The following is a 22708-nucleotide window of genomic DNA, read 5'->3' on the forward strand; positions in this document are numbered from 1 at the left end:
ACGGGACGTGGGTCGACGCATGGCAAAGCCCTCCTTGACGAACAGGCCCCGCCGCCGGGTGGCGACGGGATGTCGGGAGGTTAGAAACCGCAGAGAGCCGGCGGGCGTATTTCCCCAAGGGGTGTTGTATTAGCCGCCCTCCCGACGCAGGCATCGCGTCGGTTGTGTCCGCAAGATGCTGCAGGCACAAAAAACCCACCGGTTTGACGGAGGTGGATACCGCTCTCTGAGGAGTTTCTACGCTCCTTGCCGAAAAGACTGCTACGCGCTGCGTGACATGTCAACTGGCTGATGCTGGCAATCTAGAAAGCGTTGATGGAAGATCCTTGCGTCAACGTTTGAAGCAGCAGGGTCAGAGTTGGATTGAACCTAGAGAGATTGCTACTCCAAGCGCATCCCCACCCTCCCGCAAATAGCTTTACGTTCCCTCGCTATCCATCACTATCGCGCCACTCAGATTCGGGCGCGGTAGTGCATGACACAGACGGCACGGGTGACAATTGACCAGCAGCGCGATGCCGCGTGAGTCGCAGGATCCCAATGATAAAAATTAGCTTCCGAAACCTGTTTCCCTTGCTGCTGCTTTCACTAGCGCTGCCAAGTGCGTGTGCTCGCACGCCCCATGAAGCAAAGCGGGATGCAGGCACGTCATCTGCTGCGACAGCGACGCCGCCCCCTCAAGAGAAGAGCAGAGGTACCGACAACGGTGCCGACATCGTCTCTGCGAATACTACTCTGCAAGAATTGCAGCGCCGGCTGCTGCGCTTCATTGATGGACTGACAGTGCCAGCGGATCTGGACTATCCCCAGATGGAGTCAGCACTCGGCATCAAGCTTGGACCACCGTCTGATCCGGCATACCCGTGGCGTGAAGTAAAGGAAGTTTCTCTGGCCGATGGTTATGAGCTCTACGCGACGCACCGCCCAACGAAAGATGGCTTGTCGAGGATAGAGGTTGCAGTGACTCTACCTGACCATAACGACCCCACTCGCGTGCCTACGTCCACCTGCATCTGGCAAGCAGAAGCACTCTCCAAAGCGCTCGAAGGGATGGGATATACGCGCGGCGGCCAGCGGCCGTTTCAGGGTGGATGGCTACGCCAGCATTGGCGCGCGATCAACGGCGGAAGTCAGATTTTTTCGGTCTCGTTGCTTCTCTATCGAACCAAGGAACAAGGCAGGCCACAAGAGTGCGCTTATAGCGTAAAGATCGATGGAGGCAAGCCATGACCCGGGTTGACCCACGTATCGAGCCTCTACTTGCCCGGATGGCGAAAGACCCTGCACTTCCTGCTGGTGCAGAGGACAGCATTCGCCAGACGATCGCCGAATCACCTTATCTGTCGAACCTGCTAGGCGATGCCATTGAGAAAGGTCGAATTGGCGCGATTGCTGTTTCGCATGGACAGAACAACGGGGGCCACTTCCAGGATGGTAAGGACGGCAATGCGGGCACACTCAATATCAGTGAAGCAGCGTTCAAAGACTTCGCAGGATCAGAGCGCATCGACTATCTGACTGAGGTCATGGGCCACGAAGCAATGCATGGCGTATTGGCCCAGCATCGTGCCGACGCCCTTGCCGAGTTCGGCAAGAGCATGGGCAACCGGATGCAGGAGGCCTACGACAATCGGGAACATCAGGTCGACCTGACTGGCCCTACCCGTGTTTACCTGGATTCGACTCGCGCAGACGAAGCACTGTCGGAAATCTCGGGAATGCGTGCCCTGCATGATCGAATCAAACATCTGAACCCTGAGATGCCCGACAGTGTGGTTGAGCGGGAATTGCTCGACAGGTCGAGTAATCGATGTGTCGTGCGACAACCGAACGGCGCTCCGCAATTCGCGGACGGACTGACCTACGATGCACTCACCAAGCAGCCATTTTCCCGCAACGATGCGCTGACCGAATCTGTTGAGCACTGCTTTTATGACCGCAGCGGCACGCTAGGCCCGCATGGCGACTCCGACTACCGGAACTACTATGGCGTCAACCCAATCAGCCACATCGCGCAGAACTACGCGCATCTGGCGCATGACCGTCAGCCTCCGGAAATCCGCATCGATCTCAAATCTTTGGGCCTGGACCCAAGACAGCTGGAGCGCAACGGGCTGGACCTCGGGTCTGTAAAGACCTTCAACATCGTTGACCTTGGCAAGGACGGCTATGGCATGGTCCAGCTCAAGGACAGTGGCGCACGTGGCGTTAGCTCTCCCAATCTGGCGGCACCGAATGAGCCAAGCCGCACATTGACCCCTGCAGAAGCGGGGCACCCGGACCATGCCATGCATCAGCAGATCCGAAGCAAAGTGGAACAGCTGGACGCCGCCAACGGCCGCACGTTTGACGCCACCAGTGAACGAATGACAGCCAGTCTGCTGACGCTAGCCAAAGACAATGGGCTAACCCGGGTGGATCACGTGCTGCTCAGCGAAAAGACCAAAGACTCGCCCACTGCGCAGACCCTGTTTGTAGTGCAAGGCGATCCAAAGGATCCGGCCATGCTGCGCGCTCATATGCCGACGGCCGACGCTGCGGCTCGGCCTGTTCAAGAGAGCTTTACCCAACTGGAATCTGTCAACCAGCGCTTAGCGCACGAGCGCACGCAGGAGATGGCGATGGAACAGCAGCGCTCACAGGGGCAACAACAGCGCGGCCCTGTTCCGTCACTTTGAGGCGATGACGTGCCCGCAACTGCCAGCAGACAGCGAGCCGGCCCTCACTTCTGAACAAGCAACGACTAAGGCTGCTGTTTAAGTGCACCTGACTCCGCTTTTCTCATTTACCAAATCTCAAAGGTTCCGCTCCTGGCGAAATCAATAAAATCCCCTATAAATTCATCGTCAGAGCTAGGGGCGGTTACAGAAATACCTGCTTCCACAAATTTTTTCGCAATGCTCAACGCTCGCTCACTGCCATGTGGGTCCGCTACGTAGCGTCCCAGCGCAGTAGCCAACTCCCTTGCGTCTGAGTCAGCGACAGATTGTCCCGCGTTCCAACCATAATGTGCACCCCAAGGTTCTCTATCGATCCAGTCGATGGGGGGGCGATGTCCCTTCTGGCTTCCATCCATAAACCGATGCCAAGTTCAAGTAAAAAGACCATCCTATTGTTGAGAAATAGAATTCCGTGCCAGCTTTATTTTTAAGGTCTATACCCATATCAATCACTTAGTCCTTGCATTGAGACGAACCAGGCTGCGGGCTCGGCCCGGCTAAAAATCCATTCGCGGGCATGGAAATAAGGGTCAGGCTGGCTTATAAGTGAACCTGACCCCGTTCTTGCATAAAACTACCCGAAAGATCTCTCTTTTTTTATAGATCTCGCGCACCGTGGTAGAGAGGAACTTTCATAGAGGTCTAACGCCTGAGTTAGAACGAATAGCAAAGCCAGTTCGGCTTAAATGAATTGTTAGGTCTTTGGGCGAACCAATGCCATGTCCATGATGAATTTTTCTAAGTCTCCGCCTTGAGGTGAAACCTCAGTTTTTCCACAAAGAATAGCGAGAGTTTGGGCCAGTTCGCTTCTTATCTTGAGAAGCTGTTTGAACGCTTTCATCTCACCTGCAGTGGTTGCCTGGAATTGGTGAAACTGATCCAAGCCATCTTGCAAGCACATAATTAACTCGCCGAGCAAAATGCCGAGTTCAATATTATCAGGATGGTTTGAGCGAAACCTTCTCACTTCTTGCAGGATATCGGAAAGGCTATGAGTTACGGCGGGCATGCTTTCGTACTGCCACTCAGCATAGAGAACTCTGCGGTACTCAAGGTGCGCTAGAAATTTCTTGAAGTCTCGCTTAAGTGGCTGATCCGTTGCCCAGCCGTGAACTGCCTTGCCGAATTTCCAGGCGTTTGCGACAAATGTAGCGACGGTGAAGAATGTTGCGGGCATGAGATTCTCCAGAAAGGCCTAGCGCTTGAATTAAACCGACCTGCGAAGTGGGTTATTCTTGAATAAATTTTTAGACATTCCTGCGTTGGAAACGTTTGTCGTGCTTTACTTTGCGCTTAGCTTTGGCAGCGAGCTCGTTTTTTAAAGTCAGAAGCTCGTTCTCAGCGGCCAGCCGTTTTTTAAGCTCTTCGTTCCGAACTTTCCTCTCAGCAGCCTGGGAGGGGCTCTCGCGCACAGAACTTACTGGGCGATTGCTGAGATCGACTGCAGTGGATCGGCGCGCCGGCTTTAAAAATGTTATAGATGTGTAGTGGTCATCCAACGCGATGAAATTACCCACTTTCTCGGCCCAGAGTCGGAGTGCTCTTTTACAACTATTTCTCCAACTCAGAACCTCAATCCCCCAGCCTGCATCATACATTCGCTCTAGATCAGCATGAAATCCCGCGCCATCATCATATCCAGATCCATCCCCCGTTAAAAGAACGCAGATCTGAGGATCTTTATGGTCGCTAATCGCTCTAAGCATGTTGACTTGCAAGCACTGATCAAGACCTTGCTCTTTTCCCGATCCGGCGCCTCGTTCAAATAGCTCAGGGGCAACCCCAGTTACTGCCTCCAGTCTTTCCCAGATGGCCCTCTCCTCTGGAGGAATCGACCCCACAATAGATGCTTTTATCAGTTGTCTGCCGGCGCTAACTCAAGTAGGTGATCAAACTCTAAGCGATAGCTCTGACGCGCGGGAGACCCCTCAAACTGCTCAGCGACATTCTTGCCGGAGATAAAAATATTTGAGTTGTCAATGAAAAGGAGTACTTCTGGATGTGACATTGCAGCTCCATATGATTGGTGAAGATCTAACACCTGATTTAATCAGCGCCGTGGAACGGCATCAATTTGAATGAATTGTTAGACGTCATCCCCAAACTCTGACTCGGCCTGCTTAGGAAGGATGTAAACATCTTTGAGTAGGTGCTCCACAATGTTCATGGCAAGTCCAAGTTGCCTTTCATTATGGGGCTTCACTTCGTGGGCTGCGGAGTTTCCCAAAGTGCGGATTTTGTGAAGGATCGCCGCACTAGCTGGCGTCAGTACGGAAGCGGTTACCAAACTGTCAATCTTTTTGAGTAGGTCCTTCCCGGTAGCATTCTTCTCTTTGCATACTGTCTCAAGGAGTGCCCTGAGGCCTATCCCCGCCAGAACAGGCGATTGACCTGAGAGTGCTTGTAGTGTCTCGTCGTATATGCGCCTGACTTTGGTGGGTAGATAGTGTAAATCTTCACCAAGACCCTTAATACCTTCAAGTCTGGACGGGTAGATGCTCTCATCGACTATGTACTCGCCACTACCGTCATGGCTTGTTTGCATCCAATCCTCTGAGTTAGAGCTAGCCTTTCTAAAGGAAACAGTCTTACATCCTTGACATTGAATAATTTGGTGGTCTGTGGCCCATTGAAGGTTGTAGTCGCCGTCGTCGTGGTCTCCCCGAAGGTCGTAGGAGGAAACGACCTTATGGACCGTCTTCCCAGCACACTTTATACAAGAGATATTTATTTCTTCGTCTATTGTCTTGTCGCGAATGTACTTGATGGACTCGCTCATGTGCTCCCCTATGGCGTCTAACTACTATTGGACCGCCTAAGCGCGGCATATCCTGATCCTCTCCGACTCCCTGCTCGTGGTCAATCGCTACAAGTGTTCGAAGCGCATCGCTTTTCAGCTAGCTCCCTCCCGCCCCATGTGTCAGGCCGCATCCTTGCGGACTCATCCTGTTACGCTGAGTTACTTGTCTCTTAACTCCGAGATATAGAAAATCTGGCCCCCGAGCTCGTCGTCTACTTTTAAGGTACTGCTAGCGTGTTATTGCATTGAGTCACCTCAGCAACCCCGCCTTCCGTCACCAGACGCAATCGCACACCCTTGCCAGCGCTGACAGCCGGCACCAACCGCACAACCGCTGTCCTCGGCACCAACTCCCGATGAGCCTCTAACGCCGGAAACCCCGCCCGCGCCAGCTCTTTCCCGCGCGCATCCTCCAGCACCACAAACCCGGCCGGCTCATCTGCGTGCCCGAGGCTATGCACCGTCACCTCAATGGCGTCTGCCGTCACACGCAGTGAACGGGGTAAGGTTCACTTAGAAATTTTAACCGGACCTCGCCCGGCTAAAAAATCCATTTGACACTATTATCTGCGACCCGAGAAAACCCGACCAGATCGCACTATTAAGTCAACCTGATCTCGTTCTTTCGAATGAATTGTTGGGGCTCGCTCTATGTCAGCTTGACAGAGCGTACCGACTTGCGAAGGTTGTCGGCAAAGCCGGGCATTGCCCCACACTCAACAGCCAACTTGAAGAATTCTTCCGAAGCATGGTGAGGATCTAGGCGGTATTGGCGCACACATGATCGGGCGTACGGGCTCAAGTCAACAATGTCACTGCCAGTGAGATGAGAAGTGCTCGCCTCGCTCTTGAACTTTTCAATCGCTACATTAGGCAGGTCGGGACCACAGATGAAGTACTCAAGATGCTTCAAAAAATTCGGGTGCGCCAGTATCTCCCCACCAGATGTTCCGTTCCTCTCAAAGATGTCCTGTCGCGACTTTCCTCTGCCTGTAAGATTGAACTCGGGCTCGGAGAAGTAGGCAAGTCGCACTTCCGGCACCGCTTTGCGCCCAATGATGCTCGACGCTAGCTGTTCCATTGGCGCGAGCGAACCCCGCAGTTCTTCGTTGCTCTTCCAGTCAAAGCAGATCTCTGCGAAGAGATCTTGTTCTTCAACAGAGAGGAGGATATCCGGTTCTCTCATAGTGAGCCCTAACGCCTTAGTTAAGCCGCGCCGCTAAGCGACGTCGGCTTGAATGATTTTTACACCTGATCAAGGTTGTCCCAAGTGCGACCAACAGATTCTGTCACAAGAACTGAATGCCGCTTACCGGTTCTCTGTGCAGCCGACCTAGCCTTTTTTAATACGTTTTCTTTTGTGAGATTTCCACGATAGTCATACTCAGCGTCAGGCAGCTTGTATGTTACTACTTGGCCCGAAGTGATTGTTTTAGCAAACCCTTCGGCCGCCATGTACTCATACAATTCCTCGTATTCCTCCCACTCTGCATCATTGAGGACAACTCGTGTAGTAAAGCTTGGCATTTCTAAATCTCCTTGTAGGTCTAACGCCTGAGTTAAGCCGAGTTGCGAAGCAACTTAGGCTTGAATGAGTTGTTGGGCGGCAGAGTCACGCAACGTCTGCGCCAGGAATTGCCAAAGCTATGGCCTGCAAGACTGCGGTAATGGAGGCGGCAAGTGCCGCGCGTTTATTCCACTTTGTCTGTAGCTCCGCTGTGCGAATAACGTCCCATCGGTGATCGCCGTTGTAGAAGACGACGGCTGACTTATCGCCAGGGCGGTCAGGGTCATGAGGTACCTCGGCCACACTTGCTTTGTACCAGAGCAGCGCGGTCACGATCGCAGCCAAGGCAGCCAGAGCAGTAAAAAGATTCTTCAAGATGGCGACTCCCTTTTTTTGCTGCCTAACGCTTGAGTTAATCCGAGTTGCGAAGCAAGTTTGGCTTGAATGAGTTGTTAGCGCGCTGTTTGATCGCCCAACGGGGGCAGCTTAAATACGTTTTTTGACCAAGCTGCCTGCGGGTTGTTTACGTACTCCCAAAACTCTGGTGGTAGCCAGCCTGAAGTATTCCACGCTGTTGCTTCGACCAGCATGAAAAGCGTTTCGCCGAAGTGACTGTGAAAAACAGCCCCAAGTTCTATCGCGGTTAGGCGTGAGACAACAATAGCTGAGAAAGGAAATGGCGACACCCATGTGTCCACTGCGTTTGAACTGTTGAGCACTGCATGGACATGGTTCGCATTAAGAAGTGCGGAAAAACTAAGGAGGAAAGCCTTCACGAGTCACCTCCCCGAATGACTTTGCTCTCTATTACGACGCTATCTACTGACGGCATCGGATTAATGGGATTAGTGGTTGGATCAGAAAGATTGAGATCTTCTAGTGGCACTGGCTGAGGCAAGCCTTTGCCAGCAACAACCTGAATCTTTGTCATTTCGTACCGATATTCTTCCGATTGCAATCGGTCTGGATCATTCTTGGCGAAAATTGAGTACTGTCGGAAGTACTCGAAGATAATTCCCACTGCTGCAAGCGCCAGAACTATCGCAAGCCAGACAACGCTCCTTAGTAGGTAAGTGCCGGCTAAGAAGAGGGGGACTAGGAACAGCGTTGGCACCAGAGGGCCCATTGCAGTTCCACGGCGTATGAGAAGATCTGATGCGTGCTGGAGTCCGCGCGACCATACACTGTTCGGGGCATCACTCATTGATTCAATTCTCTATTGAGCACTAACTACTATTGGACTGTCTAAGCGCGGCGTAACACGGTCTCGTTGACTCCCTGACCGTGGTCAATTGCTAAGAGCGTTGAAGCTCATCACTTTTCAGCTGCGTCCCTCTGACGCCAGGTCTTATGCACGCATCCCCAGTGCGGCCACAGTCAGTGCCACGATGCTCCATGCCTTGCTCAACATTGTTTCTTCCCCCTGAAGAAATGTGTGGCGTTGCGGCTGCGTTACATACTGCGTGACTTGATCCTCGCCGAGTTTTTGGGTTGCGTCAATGCGCTTGCGCGCGTGATCGTTGGCTTTGTCGGCTTTGCCCTCATCCGCCCTTCGGGCACCTTCTCCCGCGTGCGGGAGAAGGGAGTGGTGGGTTTGGTTATGGGCTGTTTTTGTCGTTGGCGCGGGGGTTGGGATTGGCAGCGGCAGTTTATTGTTGAGGTCGGTAATCTCTGCGACGTTGTTATCGGTGATGACGCGCAGTTGCGCGGCTTTTGCGCTTGCGGGGTTGGTTAGCGGCAGGCGCACCTGGGTGGTGATTGGCTGCAGATCGCGTGGTGCCGCGAGTGCCGGGAACGGGGCTCTTGCCAGCTCCTTCCCACGCGCATCCTCCAACACCACAAACCCGGCCGGCGCATCCGCGTGGCCGAGGCTATGCACGGTCACTTCGATGGCATCTGCAGTCACGCGCACATCGCCATGGCCAATGCCCAGGTCCGGGCGCAGTTCGACCGGGGTCGTGGCTGCGATGCGTTCGAGCTGCAGGATGGTGGTGCGGCCTGCGGGGAGGTCGATGTCGATGGAAGCGCTTTTTTCGAAAGCGAACTCTTGCGTTTTACCCGCGCTGTCGAGCTTGCCATCATTGCCTTTGCTCACGCCCTGGATGATGCGCCATTGGCCCGGGGCGACGTTCCAGCCGGTCATGCTGGCGCGCTGGGTTTTACTGGAGGTGTTGTAGGCGATGACGGTGAAGCGGTCTTGCTGGGGTGCGGGGATGGCGATGGCCACTTGGGTGGCGGCCTCTGGATCGGCGAAGCGCCAGCTCACGGTGTGGCCGGGGTAGGTTTGATTGCGCTTGAGCGCCACGCCGCCTAGGCGTGCGCGTTGCAGGTTGACCGTGGGAGATTCCACGCGGTCGCTCCACCAGTGGCCTTCGGTGTTCATGTAGAAGTTCTGCAGTTTCTCTCTTGCCTCGCTGCGGTAAATGGCGGCGAGATACTCGAGATTGCCGGTCTGCTCCCAGGCCACGTGGTGCGGGAAGTCCGGGGCGCTGCCGTCGTCTTTATTTGCGGCGTCGATGAGCTTGGCGCTCCAGTCGCTGCGTTTGCCCATGACATCGAGGAAGTTTTCGTTGAGCAGCGACAGGCCGTTGGGGCCGCTGTTGGCGACGCGGTAGTTAATCGGCTTGAGATAGCGGTCTTCGCCAGTGAAGCGGTAGGCGGCCCAGAAGGTGTGCAAGGTATCGGCGCCGCCGCTGCCTTCGAACAGTTCGCCGCCGCGGGTTTTGCCGGTTTGCCAATTGATCTCGTTGGGTAGCGCCCAGTTGCCCTTGGCATTGGTGTAGGCGTGGGCGAGATAGCCGTCTGCTAACCCGGTGACGATGCGGCGGCTGTTGGGGTCGGCGTTATAGCCGCCCAGCAGGATGGCCGGGTGCACGATGGGGAAGGAGTACGGTTTTTGCCATTGCCAGTTTGGCTCGCGGTAGACCTTGCGGCCGCCGAACCAGTTGCTGGCAAACAATAGGTGACCTTGCGGGTTGACCTGGATGATGGTGTCGAAGGCTTTGACGGTTTGCATCAGGCGCTCGACGGTGCGCGGGTCGCCCCAGTTGAGATACAGCAGGGCGCTGTTGAGGTTGATGCCCTCCTCGTAGGAATGCAGCTCGTCGGTTTCGATGGTGGACAGGCCGTTGGTGAACATGCCGTTGCGGTAGTTGGCATCGGACAGCGCCAGCATGGAGGCGTTGAGCATGTCCGGGTCCACGCCCATCAGGGCGACACCGGGCCATTGCTGCACCAGGTCCGAGTCGTCGGAGATGCCGCCGCCGAAATCGCCGTAGGCCACCTGGCGCTGCTCGATCCACCAGCGGATGTAGCGGCGGGTGGCGCTGAGGTCCTGCAGCTGCCAGAACGCCCAGGCGGGAACGCCCTTGGGCACGCTGGGCATCTCGACAGGCAACGCGCCCTGGTTGGCGTAGCTGATGTCGTTCCAGTACTGGCGGCCGAGGGCGTGGTCCGGGTCGACGCGCAGCAGGTCGGTGATGTCGGCGTCCAGGCGCTTGTAGAGCAGCTGGCGCTTGGAGGTGGTGTGTTCTTCCACCAGAAAGCCCCAGTTGTCCTTGACCTGGTTGAAGCGGTCGGCGACGTGCTCTGTGATGGCCTCGTTGCGCGGCTTGAACACCAGCTGCAGCTGGGTGCCATCGAGCGCGTTGGCATCGAAGCCGGGCGCGGCGGCGGCGATGCTGAGCATCAGGCTGTCGTTGCTCAGGATGCGGTCGCGCAGATCCAGCCATAGGGTGCGGGCCTGGCCGGGGGCGACCGCCACCGAGACATCGATCATGTCGCGCGCGGGCCAGATGGGGTCCTTGATGCGGATGTTGAGCGGGATGCTGCCGTTGTGGGTGGCCGGCAGGTTCAGCGCCGGCAGGGTGATGGCGATGCCGTCCAGGCCGTCGTGCATGTTCTCCCAGCCGTAGGACCAGCTGCGCATCAACGCCTGGTCCGGCGGCGGGTCGCCCAGGCTGGAGGGCACCAGGATGTGCACGATGGGTTGCTGCGCGCTTGCTGCGGCCTTGTCGCTGGGGCGCTTGCGCGCCGGCGCCTTGGTGGGCAGCGCGACAACGGTCTGGCGCTCGCCTGGCGGGTAGCGGCCGGCGATGACATCGCGCAGCGGTGCGAGGTTGTCGTAGTCGGGCTGGATGTCGCTGCGCACGGTGTAGCTGAGTTGCGCGCTGCCCTTGGGCACCTCGCCCGGCTGCACGTTGTAGGCCCAGATTTCCTGGATGGGGGTTTCCTGCGCGGTGTTGGCAAAGCGCAGGGTGCCGCCGCGGCGCTCGGGGAACTGGTCCACGCTGCGCACCACGCCCTGGCTGCGCGCGAACAGCGGCTGCGCCTGTGCGTTGGGCGCGGCGTAAGTGGCCTGCCCAAAGGCGGCGCCACGTAGCTCGATGCGGTTGAAAGGCTCGTCCGGCAGGGTAAGGTCCAGCGCCTTGCCGCCTTCGACATAGGTGTTCCAGTCCGGCAGCTGGAAGTAGTCGTCGCGCCCGGGCAGGCGCGAGCGGTTGTAGACGCCGGGCCAGGTGGTTTCGGCGATGCCGTCGGTGGCCTTCCACATCCATTGCTTGAGGTCGCGCGCGTCGGTGAACTCCACCTTGCGGATGCGGGTGACCGGTGCGTCCAGCAGCGGCGGTGCGTGGCCGTTGTCCCAACCGAAGCGGTGCAGGAAGGCGGCGTGCTGCGCGTTGCCGGTGGGTGCTTCAGCGCTGGCGGGCTCCTGCAGGCGTGCCAGCGCGGCGGCGGCGCTGGCGTCGAGCATGCGGTCGTAGATGCGGATCTCGTCGAAGTCGCTGCCGCGCAAAAAGTTGTAGCGGCTCTGCACCTGGTGCGGCGACATCACGCGGCCGGCCAGGCCGAACTGGTCCAGCGCGGCGTCGAAGTCGAGCGCGCCGCCGTTGACGCAGGGCGCACCGCAGTCCACGCGTGCGGCTTCCTTGCCGTCCACGTACAGTCGCACGCCGCGGGTTTCGTCCCAGGCAAACGCAATGTGGGTCCAGTCGCTGGCGGCCGGGTTCTTATCGAGCTTGAAGGAGACGCGGGTACGCGCGAGGTTGGCATCGGTGACGAAGGCATCGAAGCCGTGGCCGTTCCAGTCGATGCGCAGCCAGGCCATGTCCCAGCTGGTGTGGTCGGCGTAGCCGACACGGAAGATCACGAACGGCGCTTCGCCGACGGGATAGCGTGAGCGCCAGAAGAAACTCAGCGTGCCGCGCTGGGTGTAGAGGTTGCCGGGTGCGTTCCACGACAGCACGCCGTCGTCGGCCCATTCGATGGCGTTGCCGCGCTTGCCGGTGGGCACCAGCGTGATCTTGTCGCGGAAGTTGGGCACGCGATCGCCGCGCGCCACATCGGCCTGCAGGCTGCGATCGGCCGAGACCCGGAACAGCAGCTCCGGGGCCGTGGAAGTGGCCGCACTTGCCGGCAGCGCGATCAGACACAACACACCCATCCAAACCTTCAGCACACGCACCTCGTCTGTTTCAAAACCACTGCCGCACCGCACGGGCGACAGACACTGCAACGTGCCAGCGCAACGCGGCACGCGGCGCATGGCTGGCGGCGAGCACGCGGGCCGGCACGTACGAGAGTACATGCCGTGCCTGCGTGCCGCGCGCGCCAACATGCGCCGCGTGCGTTGGTGCGATGGCTGCGTCCACTACAGCCCGTTTGCGGCCTTCCACTTGGGAATGTCGTCCTTCAACAGCTTGTCCGGCCAGGTGCCGTGCCAGGCATACCCCACGCGGCGCTCGTTGGGCACCTGCATGTAGTCGGTCAAGGCCTTGCCGTCACGGTTGGCATACAAGGGGCGTTGATTCTGCAGGTCGTAGAAGCGTGCCCATAACGAGGCACCCGGTTGCGCGACGAGGATCACGTCCTTGCCGGTTTCCTGGGTGGGGTCGTCGATTTTCTTGGTGGCCAGATCGCGCATGCGATGGGTGTCGAACCAGACACCGGCCGCCTGCACCGCGGTCTTGATCTTGGCCGAGGGGTTGGGCTGGCGCATCAGAAACCGCACGATGCTCACCGACTCGCTGGAAGCCAGCGACGCGAGCTCATACGCGCGCGCCTTGGCCGGCTTGAGTGTCACCTCGTCGTACTGCGCGCCCCAGATGGTAAGCGTACCGCCGATCTTGACCTGGGTGGCGAGTACGCATTCCAGGCCCTTGGCCACCGCCTGCACGGCGCGTGCGCCGTGGCTGCTGCGCAGCTGCGCGCCGGTATCGCCCTTGCCCTCGCCGATGTCCTGCAGCAGGTTGAGCACGCGCACCATCGCGTCGTCGTTGTAGGTGATCTGATGGTGGTAGGACGACAGGTCCGGGTAGAACTGCGGCCAGCCGCCGTTGGCGTATTGCGCCTTGAGCAGGTAGTCCACGCCACGACGCGCGGCGGCGATGTACTTGGCGTTCTTTTCGTTCTTGAAGGCGGTGGACAGGTACGTGATTTCGTACGTGGTCGCCTTGTTGTCGATGGTGGCGTCGTCCTTGCGCCCGGGCTGTTGCAGCTCGGCGATTTCGGCGGCGGTAAAGGTGCGGGTGTAGTCGACCGCGACGCCCTTGTACTGCTTGGACCAACCACCGGAGGCGGTCTGCAGCAGCAACATGTTGTCGGCGATCTTGTCGGCCAGTGCGGACAGCGGTGCCAGCAGCAGCGCGGTGGTGAGGGCGAATGTCGTGAGCGTGCGCATCAGAATGGCTTCCAGTTGCCGAGGATGGTGTTGCGGTCCAGCGCGGCGGCCTGCGCAGCGGTGAGCTGACGCGACCACTTCACGCGGCGCGACGGGTTGGCGCCGTTGCCGCTGCTCTGGTATTCGCTGTAGCGGGCGGTGGCCTCGTTGGCTGCGTTGCCCCAGTTGTTCCAGCCCTCGGGCAGGATGTGCGCGCCCAGCTGGCTGCTGATGAAGCTGACGCTGGCATACGGCCGCCATGGGCGCCCCAGGTGCACACGCGACACGCCGCTGGCGGCAGTGACGCGCGCGTTGCGGAACACAAAGCCGCGCGCGCTCTCCTGCGGGGTGGAGGCGGCGGTGAGATAGCCATCGCCCAGCGAGTGCAGCTGTACGTTTTCGAACAGTGCGGTGCCGGCGCCGAACACGAAGTCCACGGTGCCTTCGACGTAGCAGTCGAGGAAGTACGACAGCTTGGCGCCGCGCAGGTACAGCGTGTCCTGGTAGCCGAGGAAGCGCACGTTGCGGAACGCGGCGCGGTCGCCATCCACACGCACCGCCACCGCCTGCCCGACCGGGCCTGCGTGATTGCCGAAGGCCAGTTTTTCTGCGGTGAAGTCGTTGCCGGCGATGATGACGCTGGACGAGCCGGAGGTGCCGTACTCGGTGCCGGTGGCCGGATTGATGCGTGAGGCGTAGTTGTCGTAGGTGATGACGGTCTGGGTGGGGCCGGCGCCGGTGAGCTTGAGCGCCGGTGCGTTGGACGGCACCACGATCAGTTCCTGGTAGGTGCCGGCGCCGATGTTGATCTGCGCGCGTTTACCGCCCTGCACGGCGGCGTCGATGGCGGCCTGTACGGTGCGGTAGCCGGCGCTGCCCTGCTTGGCCACGGTGTAGACCGGATCTGAGGCAAGGGCGGCGGTGCTGCCGAGCGAAAGGCCCGCCAGCAAGGCGGTGGCAGCGAGAGTACGTAACACGATCCTGCGATGCGGTTGCATTGCTGTTCTCCTGTCAGAACTTGTAGCGCGCGCCGATGTAGTACTGGCGCCCGGTGACGGTGTACTTGTCGGGCAGTTCCAGCGTGGAATCGACGTAGCGGCGGTCGGGGGTGTCGAGCAGGTTGATGGCCTCGAAGGTCAGCGACAGCTGGTTGTTGAGCTTGTAGGACATGTTGAAATCCACGTTTTCCACGCTGTATTTGCCGGTCACGTCGGCCGTGGTGAGCCGTTGACCATCCAGGTCGTAGACGTCTTCCTGGGCGAGGATGTTGTTGATGTAGCCATCGCGGTAGCTGGTGGACACGCGCGCACTGAAGCGGCCGTCGTCGTAATAGACGGTGGCGTTGTAGGACTGCGGCGAGAGGTTGAGCAGGTCGCGCTCGGTGGCGGTGGTGGTGATGCTGGTGTTGCTGTTGCCTGCGGTACTGAACAGGTAATTGATCTTGGAATCGACCTGGGTGTAGTTGAGCTGGATGCCGAAGTTGCGCCAGAAGCCAGGCAAAAAGTCGAAGGCCTGCTGGTAGGTCAGCTCGAAGCCCTTGAGCGGGCCGCCGGGCGTGTTGAAGTAGCTCTGCACATTGAAGATGGTGTCCGGCGTGAAGCCAGCGGGGAGCAGGTCCAGCGAGTAGCCCATCGCTTCCCAGGTGGTGAGCACGCGGGTGCGCTGCACGTAGCTGTCGATGTCCTTGTAGAACACCGCCGCCGACAGCAGCGAGCCTTCGCGGAAATACCACTCGGCGCTGAGGTCGTAGTTGGTGGAGCGGAACGGGTCGAGCTTGGGGTTGCCCAGGTTGATCGAGAAAAAGCGCCCGTCGTCGAAGAACTGGGTGGGGCCGCCGCTGACGCTGGGCGACAGATACGCCAGCGTGGGGCGCGCCATGGTCTTGGCGGCGCCGAAGCGCAGCACGACGTCATCACTGACATCCCACGACAGGTTCAACGACGGCAGGATGTCGCGGTAATTGTGGTTGACGGTGGTGGGCACCAGCAGGCGCTCGCCGGCCGCGGCAGTGGCGCTGGCCACGCCGAAGAACGACTCGCAGTTGGGCGAAATCGCACCGGCTGCGGTGGCCGTGCACGGGGCATAGCCGCTGGCGGCGATCTGCGTCTGCACATAGCGCACGCCCAGGTTGCCGCGTAGCGCGCGGCCCCACAGGTCGGTGTTGAAATCCAGCTGCAGGTAGGTGCCGAGGCTCTTTTCGTTGACGGCGAAATTGTTGTTGGACGAGCCGAAGTGGCCGACATCGGCCAGGCGGTAATCGCCACCGGGCACGCCGGTGTCGCAGTTGCAATTGATGTTGAGCAGGTCGGCGACTTTCTGGAAATCCGGAATCACCCAGGTGGTGGGGAAGTTGCCGTTCAAGCTGCGGCCGAAGCCGTCCAGGTTGGTGCTCAGATCGTTGACACCGACACCTGCGGGCAATGCCTGCGCCAATCGCCCGTAGGAGATGTTGCGCGACTCCGACGTGTCCATGTCGTAGTTCTTGTAGGCCAGCCCGGTGCGGAAGGTGAAGGTGGGGCTGATGTTGAATTCCAGATCCACCTTGGCGGTGTCGAAGGTGTTGTTCACCGACTGCGGGTTGAGCCGCACCTCGCTGATGTTGGTGCCGCGCGCGGTGCCATTGCTGTTGACCGGCACCGCGCCGTAGCCCAGCCACTGCCAGTTGTTGGGGTTACCCGCATCGAACGGGAAGGTCATGCTGGGGTAGTCGCCGCCGCCGCGCCGATCGAGCACAAAGCCATCGAGGTTGGTGTTGTCGAAACTCACCATCGAGAACTCGGGACGTTCGTAGTCCGAGGTCGAGTGGCCGACCAGGGCATTGAGGCGCACCTGGTCGTTGAAGCGGTGCTGCAGGTCCAGGCTGAACTGCTTGAACTCGGTGGATTCTTCGATGTTGCTGGATTCGGTGCGGAAGTCGACGTTGTCGAACACGCCGTAGGTGAGGCGATTCTGGTCGTCCACCTGCGCCTCGCGCACGGCGATCTGGGTCTTGCCACCGAAGTTGGCGGTGCGGTGCAGGTTGGCGCCGACCGAGTCTTCGCGCTGGTCCTTGTCCAGCTTGGAATACAGCATGTCGACGTTGAGCAGCGTGTCGTCGCTGACCTTGAATTGCAGCGCGCCGGTGACGCCGAGGCGTTTGATTTCGTGATCGGTGCGGATGTAGCGCGGGTAGCGCGGAATCCAGGCATCGGTGGCGGTTTCGTAGGCCTGGATGTTCTCCGGCGTGTTGGCCGGGCGCGGGATGCCGGTGCCGCAGGTGGTGGCGCTGATGCCGTAGCTGCCCCAGCCGTTGTTGCGGTCCTGGTTGGCCTGCGAGCCGACCCCGGCGCGCGTTTCATTGGACAACGGATTGCGCGGGGTCTGCGGGTTGTAGCCCACCGGCGAACAGAAGCCGTAGGTGCCGTTGTTGGTGGCGGTGCTCTGGTTGGAGTTGCGGTAGTTGCCGTGCTCCCAGCGCACCGGGTTGTAGCCTTCCTCGCGCAGATGGCGCTCGCTGTAGGACACCGACATCAGCGCGCCGACGCGGCCATCGGCCCAGATGTTGCTGATCAGGCCGGAAAAGCGCGGGTCCTTTTCGCGCGAGAGGTCGTTGTAGCCGTATTGCGTGGAGGCGGCCGCTTCGAAACCGTCGAAATCGAACGGGCGCGAGCCGCGCAGGTCGACGGTGGCTCCCAGCGAGCCTTCGTCCATCTGCGCGGACTGGGTCTTGCTGATGGTGACGCGGCTGAAGAGTTCCGAGGCAAAGGTGTTGAAGTCGAAACCGCGGCTGCGGTTGACGCCATCGCTGCCGCTGCCGGCGGTGGCCAGTGCTTCCAGCCCGTTGATGCGCACGCGGGTGAAGTCCGAGCCCAGGCCACGCACGGAGATCTGCTTGCCCTCGCCGCCTTCGCGGTCGATGGAGACGCCGGCGATGCGCTGCATCGATTCGGCAAGATTCAGATCGGGAAACTTGCCGATGTCTTCGGCATAGATCGCATCGACCTGCTCCACGCTGTAGCGCTTGGCGTCCAGCGATTGCTGCAGGCTTTCGCGATAGGTGGCCTTGACCTGCACGCGGTCCAGATCCACCGCGTCGGTAGGCGTGGTGGGCGGGCCGACGGTTTGCGCGGCAGCGCCGGCACCGTGCAAGGCCAGGACGATGGCCACCGACAAACGCGCGGCGGACAGGCGGGCGCCTGCCGCAAGGGCAGGACGACACGAACGGGCTTGCATGATGCGGCTCTCTCCATGGCACAGGCTGCAATGACGCGCTCAGCCCCCCAAGGCCACGGCGTCGCAATGAGCGACCAACAAACCGGCCGCGCAACGGCGCGCGACGTGTTTGCTGGAGGCTTTGAAACAGCACGCCCACCGCGCTGCATGCGTGCACGGATGCACCGCATGCAAGACGATCAAGCGTTGGAATCAGGGCCCGCTGCGTGTGTACGCAGCGGGCGATCAGCGGTTAGAACTTGTAGCGCAGGCCCAGCAGGTACTGGCGGCCGGTTTCGGCGTACTGCAGCGGCAACTGGCCGGTGCGCGGCGAGGACACCCACTCGTCGGAGGCTTCGTTGGTGAGGTTGATCCCTTCCAGGCTCAGCTCCAGCTGCTTGCTGATCTTGTAGCGCAGCGAGGCGTCGATCATGGTGGTGCCGGTCATGCCGTGCACGCCATCGACGTTGAAGCCGGCTTCCGAACCCGGTGCCTGGGTGAGGTAGTCGTCGCGGTTGGTGGCCGATACGCGCCCTGCGAAGGAGTCGCCTTCGTAGAACAGCGTTGCATTCCACGACGAACGCGACAGCCCGAGCAGGTCGTTCTTCATCACCGGCAAGCCGGTGCTGGCCAGGTACTGGATCTGCGAATCGACCCAGGTGTAGTTGAGCTGCACGCCCAGGTTGGCCCACTTGCCCGGCAGGAAGGTGAAGGGCTGGGTGTAGTTGGCTTCCACGCCCTTCAATTCGCCGCCCGGCGTATTGAGCGGGATGCTGAAGGCGAAGTCGTCGTTGACGGTGGCGCCGGTACCGGCCAGCAATTCGGCCGGCAGGCCGCTGCTGGAATACGGGCGTACTTCGCGCGCGGTCTGGATGAAGCTCTCGATGTCCTTGTAGAACAGGCCGACACCGAGCATGGCGCCTTCGTTGAAGTACCACTCCAGGCCGAGGTCGACGTTGGTGGCTTCGATCGGGTCCAGATCCGGGTTGCCGCCGGCCACGGTACGCGAGCCGCCGGCCACCGCCACGGTGACGCCGGGGGTGAGGCTGCCCAGGCCGGGACGCGACATCACCTTGGCGGCGCCAAGACGCAGCAGCAGGTCCGGTGCCAGCTCGGCGACCAGGTTGAACGAGGGCAGCGTGTTGTTGTACTTGCGGCCGACGGTGGTCAGCGCCGGTGCGTTGTTGATCAACGCATAGCCGGTGGACTCCTGCTCGGTGCGCACGTAACGCACGCCGAAGTTACCCGACAGCGGGATGGAGCCCAGGTCGGTGGAGAACTCGCCCATCAACCACACGCCGCGGTCCTTTTCCTCGACGCTGCGGCTGTTGTTGACGCGCGGCGCCACGGCAAAGGTGCCGCTGTTGCTGTAGATGCCGAACAGATCGGCCACCGCATCCAGGTTGGGCACGACCCACGCGCTGGGGCTGCCATTGATGCCCTTGAGCCCGGCCTGCTCGGTCAGGTCGGCCGGCACGATGGTGCTGCCGTTGGCGAAGGTGGGCACGGCCAGTTCGTTGGCGCGGCGCAGTTCGACGGTGCTGAAGGTGTAGTTCTTGGCCAGCACGCCGCCCTTGAGGCGGAAACCGGGGCTGATGTTCCAGTTGAAGTCGATCTGGCCGGTGTCGAAGTCGTTGTCCACCGACTGCGGACGCAGGCGGATTTCGGCCAGTTCCCACCCGTTGGGATTGGTCGGGTCGATGCCGTAGTTCAGCACCGGCGCGCGGTTGTTGCCGCGGTAGTCGTAGCTGTACCCGTCGACGTCGTACTTGTCCATGATGATGGTGGTCTGGATCGGGTTCTCGTGCGCAGAGCGCGAGGTCCCGACCCGGGCGTTGACGCTGAAGGCATCGTTGAAACGATGCTCCATGTCGAAGCTGATCTGCTTGAACTCGGTGTTCCACTCGTCGTGGCGGTTTTCGGTACGGATGTCGACATTGTCGAACTCGCCGTAGACCAGCGCGTTGTTGCGGATCTCGCCGTTGCGCACGATGGTGGCGGGCTTGCCGTCGCGCACCGCACGGCGCGGGGTGAGCCCGTCGCGGTTGCGGCTGAAGGAGATCGCTTCGATGTAGTGCTCGTCGCGCTTGGCATCGATCTTGGAATACAGCATGTCCAGCGACAGCGTGGTGCGGTCGGACGGCTTCCACTGCAGCGAGCCGGTGACGCCCAGGCGCTGCTGGTCGTGGATCTGCTGGGTGTAGCGCGGGAAACGCGGGTGGTAGACATCGGCCGAGCGCGCGGCGGCGAACGGCGAGGTGGCACTGAAGCCGCCGTTGCTGGTGCCATTGGCCCAGCGGCCGGTGTTGGAACCTTCTTCCAGCACTTCGCGCTCGGTGTAGGCCACCGACAGCAACGCACCGAAGGTGTTGTCGGCCCAGGTGTTGGCGATCAGGCCGGCCACGCGCGGGTTGGCCTTCTCGGCCATCGCGTTGTAGGCGGCCTGGCCACTGGCGGCGAAGGTGAAGCCGTTGTAGTCGAACGGGCGCGCGGTGCGCAGGTCGACGGTGGCGCCGAGCGAGCCTTCTTCCACATCGGCCGAGGCGGTCTTGCGCGCGATCAGCTGCGAGAACAGGTCCGAGGCGAACACGTTGAAGTCGAAGCCACGGCCGCGGTTGGTGCCGCCGCTCTGGTCGCCGGCGCCCACGGTGGTGAGCGCTTCCATGCCGTTGATGCGTACGCGGGTGAACTCCGGGCCCAGGCCACGCACCGAGATGGCGCGGCCTTCGCCGGCCTCACGGGTGATCACCACGCCGGGGATGCGCTGCAGCGATTCGGCCAGGTTGAGGTCGGGGAACTTGCCGATGTCCTCAGCGACAATGGCATCGACCACGCCGGCTTCGCCGCGCTTGATGTCCAGGGCCTTTTCCACCGAGGCGCGGTAACCGGTCACCGTGACGGTGTCCAGGTCCACGGCAGGCTCGGCAGGTGGTTGGGCGGCCTCTTGTGCGGCGACATGGCCGCTCAGCGCCAGGCCGATCGACAATGCCAGCAAGGTAACCGGTGTCTTCCGGTTGGTGGTCCGAAATTGCATGTCCTCCCCTCCCAAGGGTCCATGAACAACATAAATGTCTGGTTGTGAGCGGCAATGACACCGCTGGTCAAAACGACGTTACCAGCTGAATCGTCGTTCAACATCTTGCAGCGCAGCAGAAAACGTCACCAAATCTGCCCCAAAGGGGTGCAAGCGGTCACTCCAGGTCGCATCATGCCCCTGGCCCGCCAGGTTTTGCGGCGGCTAGAATGACACCGATGGTCATCCTGACGCGCAGCGGTTTCCCCACACCGTGACGCACCACACAGCCGAGGTACTGCCGCATGAGTCGAGCCCGCATCCTGTGTTTTGGAGAGTTGTTGTTGCGCCTGGGGGCGCCTGGTCACGAACTGCTGTTGCAGCAGCCGCGACTGGACGTGCACTGCGGTGGGGCCGAGGCCAATGTCGGCGTATCGCTGGCGCATTTCGGCCACGACGTGGCCATGGTCAGCACGGTCGCCGACAACCCGCTGGGTGCGGCGGTGCTGGGCGAGTTGCGCCGCCATGACGTGGACACGCGGCAGGTGCGGCGGGTGGACGGGCGCATGGGGCTGTATTTCCTGACCACCGGCGCGATCCACCGCCCCAGCGAAGTGGTCTACGACCGCGCCGACTCCGCATTTGCGCTGGCGCCCGCCGATGCCTACGACTGGCCGCGCCTGCTCGAGGGCGCGCAATGGCTGCACCTGTCCGGGGTGAGCCCGGCGCTGGGCGCCGAGGTGGCGCAGGCCACGCTGGCGGCGGCGCGCGCCGCGCGTGCGGCCGGGGTCAAGGTGTCGTTCGATGGCAACTACCGGCCCAAGCTATGGCAACGCTGGCAAGGCGATGCGCGCGGCATCCTGCATCAGCTGTTCGACTGCGCCGATGTGGTGTTTGCCGACTACCGCGACATCGGCGTGGTGCTCGGTGGCGAGTTCCCGCAGGACACGCTGGAGGCACGCGTGGAAGCGGCCGCACAGCAGGCGTTTGCGGCGTTCCCGCAGCTGCAGTTGATGGCCTGCACGCAGCGCGTGGCGCACAACGTGGACCACCACAGCCTGGGCGCGATGCTGGTGCCGCGCCAGGGCACGGTGGCGCGCGCGCCCAGCGAGGAACTCACGCCCATCATCGACCGCATCGGCGGTGGCGACGCCTTCGCGGCCGGCGTGCTGCACGGCCTGATCGCGGGCTGGTCGCTGGACGATACGGTGTGCTTCGGCCTGGCTGCCGGATGTTTGAAGCACTCGATTCCGGGCGATTTCAATCCGCTGTCGGTGGCCGATGTGCAGGCCTGTGTGGGCGATGCGCAGTTTGATGTGCGGCGCTGACGCGCCGGGAATCGGGAATCGGGATTGGGGAATCGTAAGAGCGCTGGGTTTCAGCGCTCTTTCCAGCGTCGTTGATCACAGAGCGCAGTGCGCTCAGGACTGACGCGCTGTCGCGCGCCTGCAGACGTGGGCGGTGAGCGATGTTTTGCCAGGTGTTGTCCGCAGCGCTCACGCATTTCAGGCCGGCATGCGTGCGCGGCGTTTGTTCATGACCCATGCCATTGCGGCACTTACCAGCACCACGCACACCGATGCCGGAACGCTGAAAAAAGACGCGATCAGCAACGCGTTCTGCCAGGGAGGCGCGGAGCCGTCCTGCATCACTACGACGCACACCACGACTGTGGTGATCAGAAGATTGATGACGGCTTTCAGCGCGCCATGCAACCGACTGAAGCGCAACAGCACGGCGCAGACGACGCTGACGACAAACGCCAGGACGAGATGGGCGATCAGTTTGTCCATTGAGTGCCGGGATTCGGAATTAGGGA

17 protein-coding genes and 2 pseudogenes are annotated in these 22708 nt (G+C 60.6%); 3 read left to right on the forward strand and 16 right to left on the reverse strand.

Going from position 1 to position 22708, the window contains the following annotated elements; translation table 11 throughout:
* The first annotated feature begins 540 nt into the window (after nucleotides 1-540).
* Nucleotides 541-1230, forward strand: coding sequence for a hypothetical protein (locus tag Y887_RS19215; protein WP_084726044.1), 690 nt, complete (start codon nucleotides 541-543; stop codon nucleotides 1228-1230).
* On the forward strand, nucleotides 1227-2678 hold the full coding sequence (locus Y887_RS13880; protein WP_084726045.1) for an XVIPCD domain-containing protein: 1452 nt from the start codon (nucleotides 1227-1229) through the stop codon (nucleotides 2676-2678). The genes Y887_RS19215 and Y887_RS13880 overlap by 4 nt, the downstream gene beginning before the upstream one ends.
* Nucleotides 2679-3414: 736 nt before the next feature.
* Here the strand turns inward: Y887_RS13880 and Y887_RS13885 are convergent.
* From Y887_RS13885 to Y887_RS13920, 15 genes and pseudogenes are all read right to left on the reverse strand, one after another.
* Nucleotides 3415-3897, reverse strand: coding sequence for a DUF6650 family protein (locus Y887_RS13885; protein ID WP_046964900.1), 483 nt, complete (start codon nucleotides 3895-3897; stop codon nucleotides 3415-3417).
* Between the two features lie 70 nt (nucleotides 3898-3967).
* On the reverse strand, nucleotides 3968-4561 hold the full coding sequence (locus tag Y887_RS20340) for a PIN domain-containing protein (protein ID WP_146093377.1): 594 nt from the start codon (nucleotides 4559-4561) through the stop codon (nucleotides 3968-3970).
* Nucleotides 4562-4575: 14 nt separating this feature from the next.
* Nucleotides 4576-4728: a hypothetical protein gene (locus Y887_RS20345; protein WP_157004329.1), complete on the reverse strand. Its 153-nt coding sequence runs from the start codon at nucleotides 4726-4728 to the stop codon at nucleotides 4576-4578.
* Between the two features lie 78 nt (nucleotides 4729-4806).
* Entirely contained in the window at nucleotides 4807-5499 is a 693-nt protein-coding gene (locus Y887_RS13890; RefSeq protein WP_046964901.1) for a DUF4145 domain-containing protein, read from the reverse strand.
* 239 nt (nucleotides 5500-5738) lie between these two features.
* Nucleotides 5739-6014: pseudogene (locus Y887_RS21360) on the reverse strand (hypothetical protein); the annotation flags it as partial.
* 155 nt (nucleotides 6015-6169) lie between these two features.
* A complete protein-coding gene (locus Y887_RS13895; protein WP_046964902.1) occupies nucleotides 6170-6706 on the reverse strand; it encodes a hypothetical protein in 537 nt (178 codons plus the stop codon).
* A gap of 59 nt (nucleotides 6707-6765) precedes the next feature.
* A complete protein-coding gene (locus tag Y887_RS20350) occupies nucleotides 6766-7047 on the reverse strand; it encodes a DUF2622 domain-containing protein (RefSeq protein ID WP_146093376.1) in 282 nt (93 codons plus the stop codon).
* Nucleotides 7048-7132: 85 nt separating this feature from the next.
* The gene (locus Y887_RS20355) at nucleotides 7133-7402 is read right to left on the reverse strand and encodes a hypothetical protein (protein WP_146093375.1); all 270 of its coding nucleotides are present in this window, start codon (nucleotides 7400-7402) and stop codon (nucleotides 7133-7135) included.
* A gap of 77 nt (nucleotides 7403-7479) precedes the next feature.
* Nucleotides 7480-7803 carry a hypothetical protein gene (locus Y887_RS20360; RefSeq protein WP_146093374.1) on the reverse strand — a complete coding sequence of 108 codons (324 nt, stop codon included), beginning with the start codon at nucleotides 7801-7803 and terminating at the stop codon, nucleotides 7480-7482.
* Nucleotides 7800-8231: a hypothetical protein gene (locus Y887_RS20365; protein WP_157004330.1), complete on the reverse strand. Its 432-nt coding sequence runs from the start codon at nucleotides 8229-8231 to the stop codon at nucleotides 7800-7802. The genes Y887_RS20360 and Y887_RS20365 overlap by 4 nt, the downstream gene beginning before the upstream one ends.
* 399 nt (nucleotides 8232-8630) lie before the next feature.
* Nucleotides 8631-12470, reverse strand: a pseudogene (locus tag Y887_RS13900) (LamG-like jellyroll fold domain-containing protein); the annotation flags it as partial.
* Nucleotides 12471-12677: 207 nt separating this feature from the next.
* A complete protein-coding gene (pelA, locus tag Y887_RS13905) occupies nucleotides 12678-13706 on the reverse strand; it encodes a pectate lyase (RefSeq protein WP_052765007.1) in 1029 nt (342 codons plus the stop codon).
* Nucleotides 13706-14683, reverse strand: a complete 978-nt coding sequence (locus Y887_RS13910; RefSeq protein WP_046964903.1) for a pectinesterase family protein — start codon at nucleotides 14681-14683, stop codon at nucleotides 13706-13708. Before Y887_RS13910 ends, pelA begins: the two co-directional genes overlap by 1 nt.
* Before the next feature lie 13 nt (nucleotides 14684-14696).
* Nucleotides 14697-17897, reverse strand: a complete 3201-nt coding sequence (locus Y887_RS13915; protein WP_046964904.1) for a TonB-dependent receptor — start codon at nucleotides 17895-17897, stop codon at nucleotides 14697-14699.
* A gap of 232 nt (nucleotides 17898-18129) precedes the next feature.
* Nucleotides 18130-20910, reverse strand: coding sequence for a TonB-dependent receptor (locus tag Y887_RS13920; protein WP_046964905.1), 2781 nt, complete (start codon nucleotides 20908-20910; stop codon nucleotides 18130-18132).
* A gap of 284 nt (nucleotides 20911-21194) precedes the next feature.
* Here Y887_RS13920 and Y887_RS13925 point away from each other — a divergent pair, with 284 nt between their 5' ends.
* The gene (locus Y887_RS13925; protein WP_046964906.1) at nucleotides 21195-22217 is read left to right on the forward strand and encodes a sugar kinase; all 1023 of its coding nucleotides are present in this window, start codon (nucleotides 21195-21197) and stop codon (nucleotides 22215-22217) included.
* Nucleotides 22218-22394: 177 nt separating this feature from the next.
* On the opposite strand, the gene Y887_RS13930 is transcribed toward Y887_RS13925, so the two are convergent.
* Nucleotides 22395-22682 (reverse strand): hypothetical protein, encoded by a 288-nt coding sequence (locus Y887_RS13930; protein ID WP_046964907.1) that lies wholly within the window; start codon nucleotides 22680-22682, stop codon nucleotides 22395-22397.
* Nucleotides 22683-22708 lie beyond the last annotated feature (26 nt).

It is taken from the genome of Xanthomonas pisi DSM 18956, from assembly GCF_001010415.1.
In the GTDB taxonomy this organism is placed as follows: Bacteria; Pseudomonadota; Gammaproteobacteria; order Xanthomonadales; family Xanthomonadaceae; genus Xanthomonas; species Xanthomonas pisi.

Excerpts from the sequence above, each read along its gene's own strand:
- Y887_RS19215 (WP_084726044.1), top strand. The coding sequence starts at position 541 with ATGATAAAAATTAGCTTCCGAAACCTGTTTCCCTTGCTGCTGCTTTCA.
- Y887_RS13880 (WP_084726045.1), top strand. The coding sequence starts at position 1,227 with ATGACCCGGGTTGACCCACGTATCGAGCCTCTACTTGCCCGGATGGCG.
- Y887_RS13885 (WP_046964900.1), bottom strand. The coding sequence starts at position 3,897 with ATGCCCGCAACATTCTTCACCGTCGCTACATTTGTCGCAAACGCCTGG.
- Y887_RS20345 (WP_157004329.1), bottom strand. The coding sequence starts at position 4,728 with ATGTCACATCCAGAAGTACTCCTTTTCATTGACAACTCAAATATTTTT.
- Y887_RS13890 (WP_046964901.1), bottom strand. The coding sequence starts at position 5,499 with ATGAGCGAGTCCATCAAGTACATTCGCGACAAGACAATAGACGAAGAA.
- Y887_RS13895 (WP_046964902.1), bottom strand. The coding sequence starts at position 6,706 with ATGAGAGAACCGGATATCCTCCTCTCTGTTGAAGAACAAGATCTCTTC.
- Y887_RS20350 (WP_146093376.1), bottom strand. The coding sequence starts at position 7,047 with ATGCCAAGCTTTACTACACGAGTTGTCCTCAATGATGCAGAGTGGGAG.
- Y887_RS20365 (WP_157004330.1), bottom strand. The coding sequence starts at position 8,231 with ATGAGTGATGCCCCGAACAGTGTATGGTCGCGCGGACTCCAGCACGCA.
- pelA (WP_052765007.1), bottom strand. The coding sequence starts at position 13,706 with ATGCGCACGCTCACGACATTCGCCCTCACCACCGCGCTGCTGCTGGCA.
- Y887_RS13910 (WP_046964903.1), bottom strand. The coding sequence starts at position 14,683 with ATGCAACCGCATCGCAGGATCGTGTTACGTACTCTCGCTGCCACCGCC.
- Y887_RS13915 (WP_046964904.1), bottom strand. The coding sequence starts at position 17,897 with ATGCAAGCCCGTTCGTGTCGTCCTGCCCTTGCGGCAGGCGCCCGCCTG.
- Y887_RS13920 (WP_046964905.1), bottom strand. The coding sequence starts at position 20,910 with ATGCAATTTCGGACCACCAACCGGAAGACACCGGTTACCTTGCTGGCA.
- Y887_RS13925 (WP_046964906.1), top strand. The coding sequence starts at position 21,195 with ATGAGTCGAGCCCGCATCCTGTGTTTTGGAGAGTTGTTGTTGCGCCTG.
- Y887_RS13930 (WP_046964907.1), bottom strand. The coding sequence starts at position 22,682 with ATGGACAAACTGATCGCCCATCTCGTCCTGGCGTTTGTCGTCAGCGTC.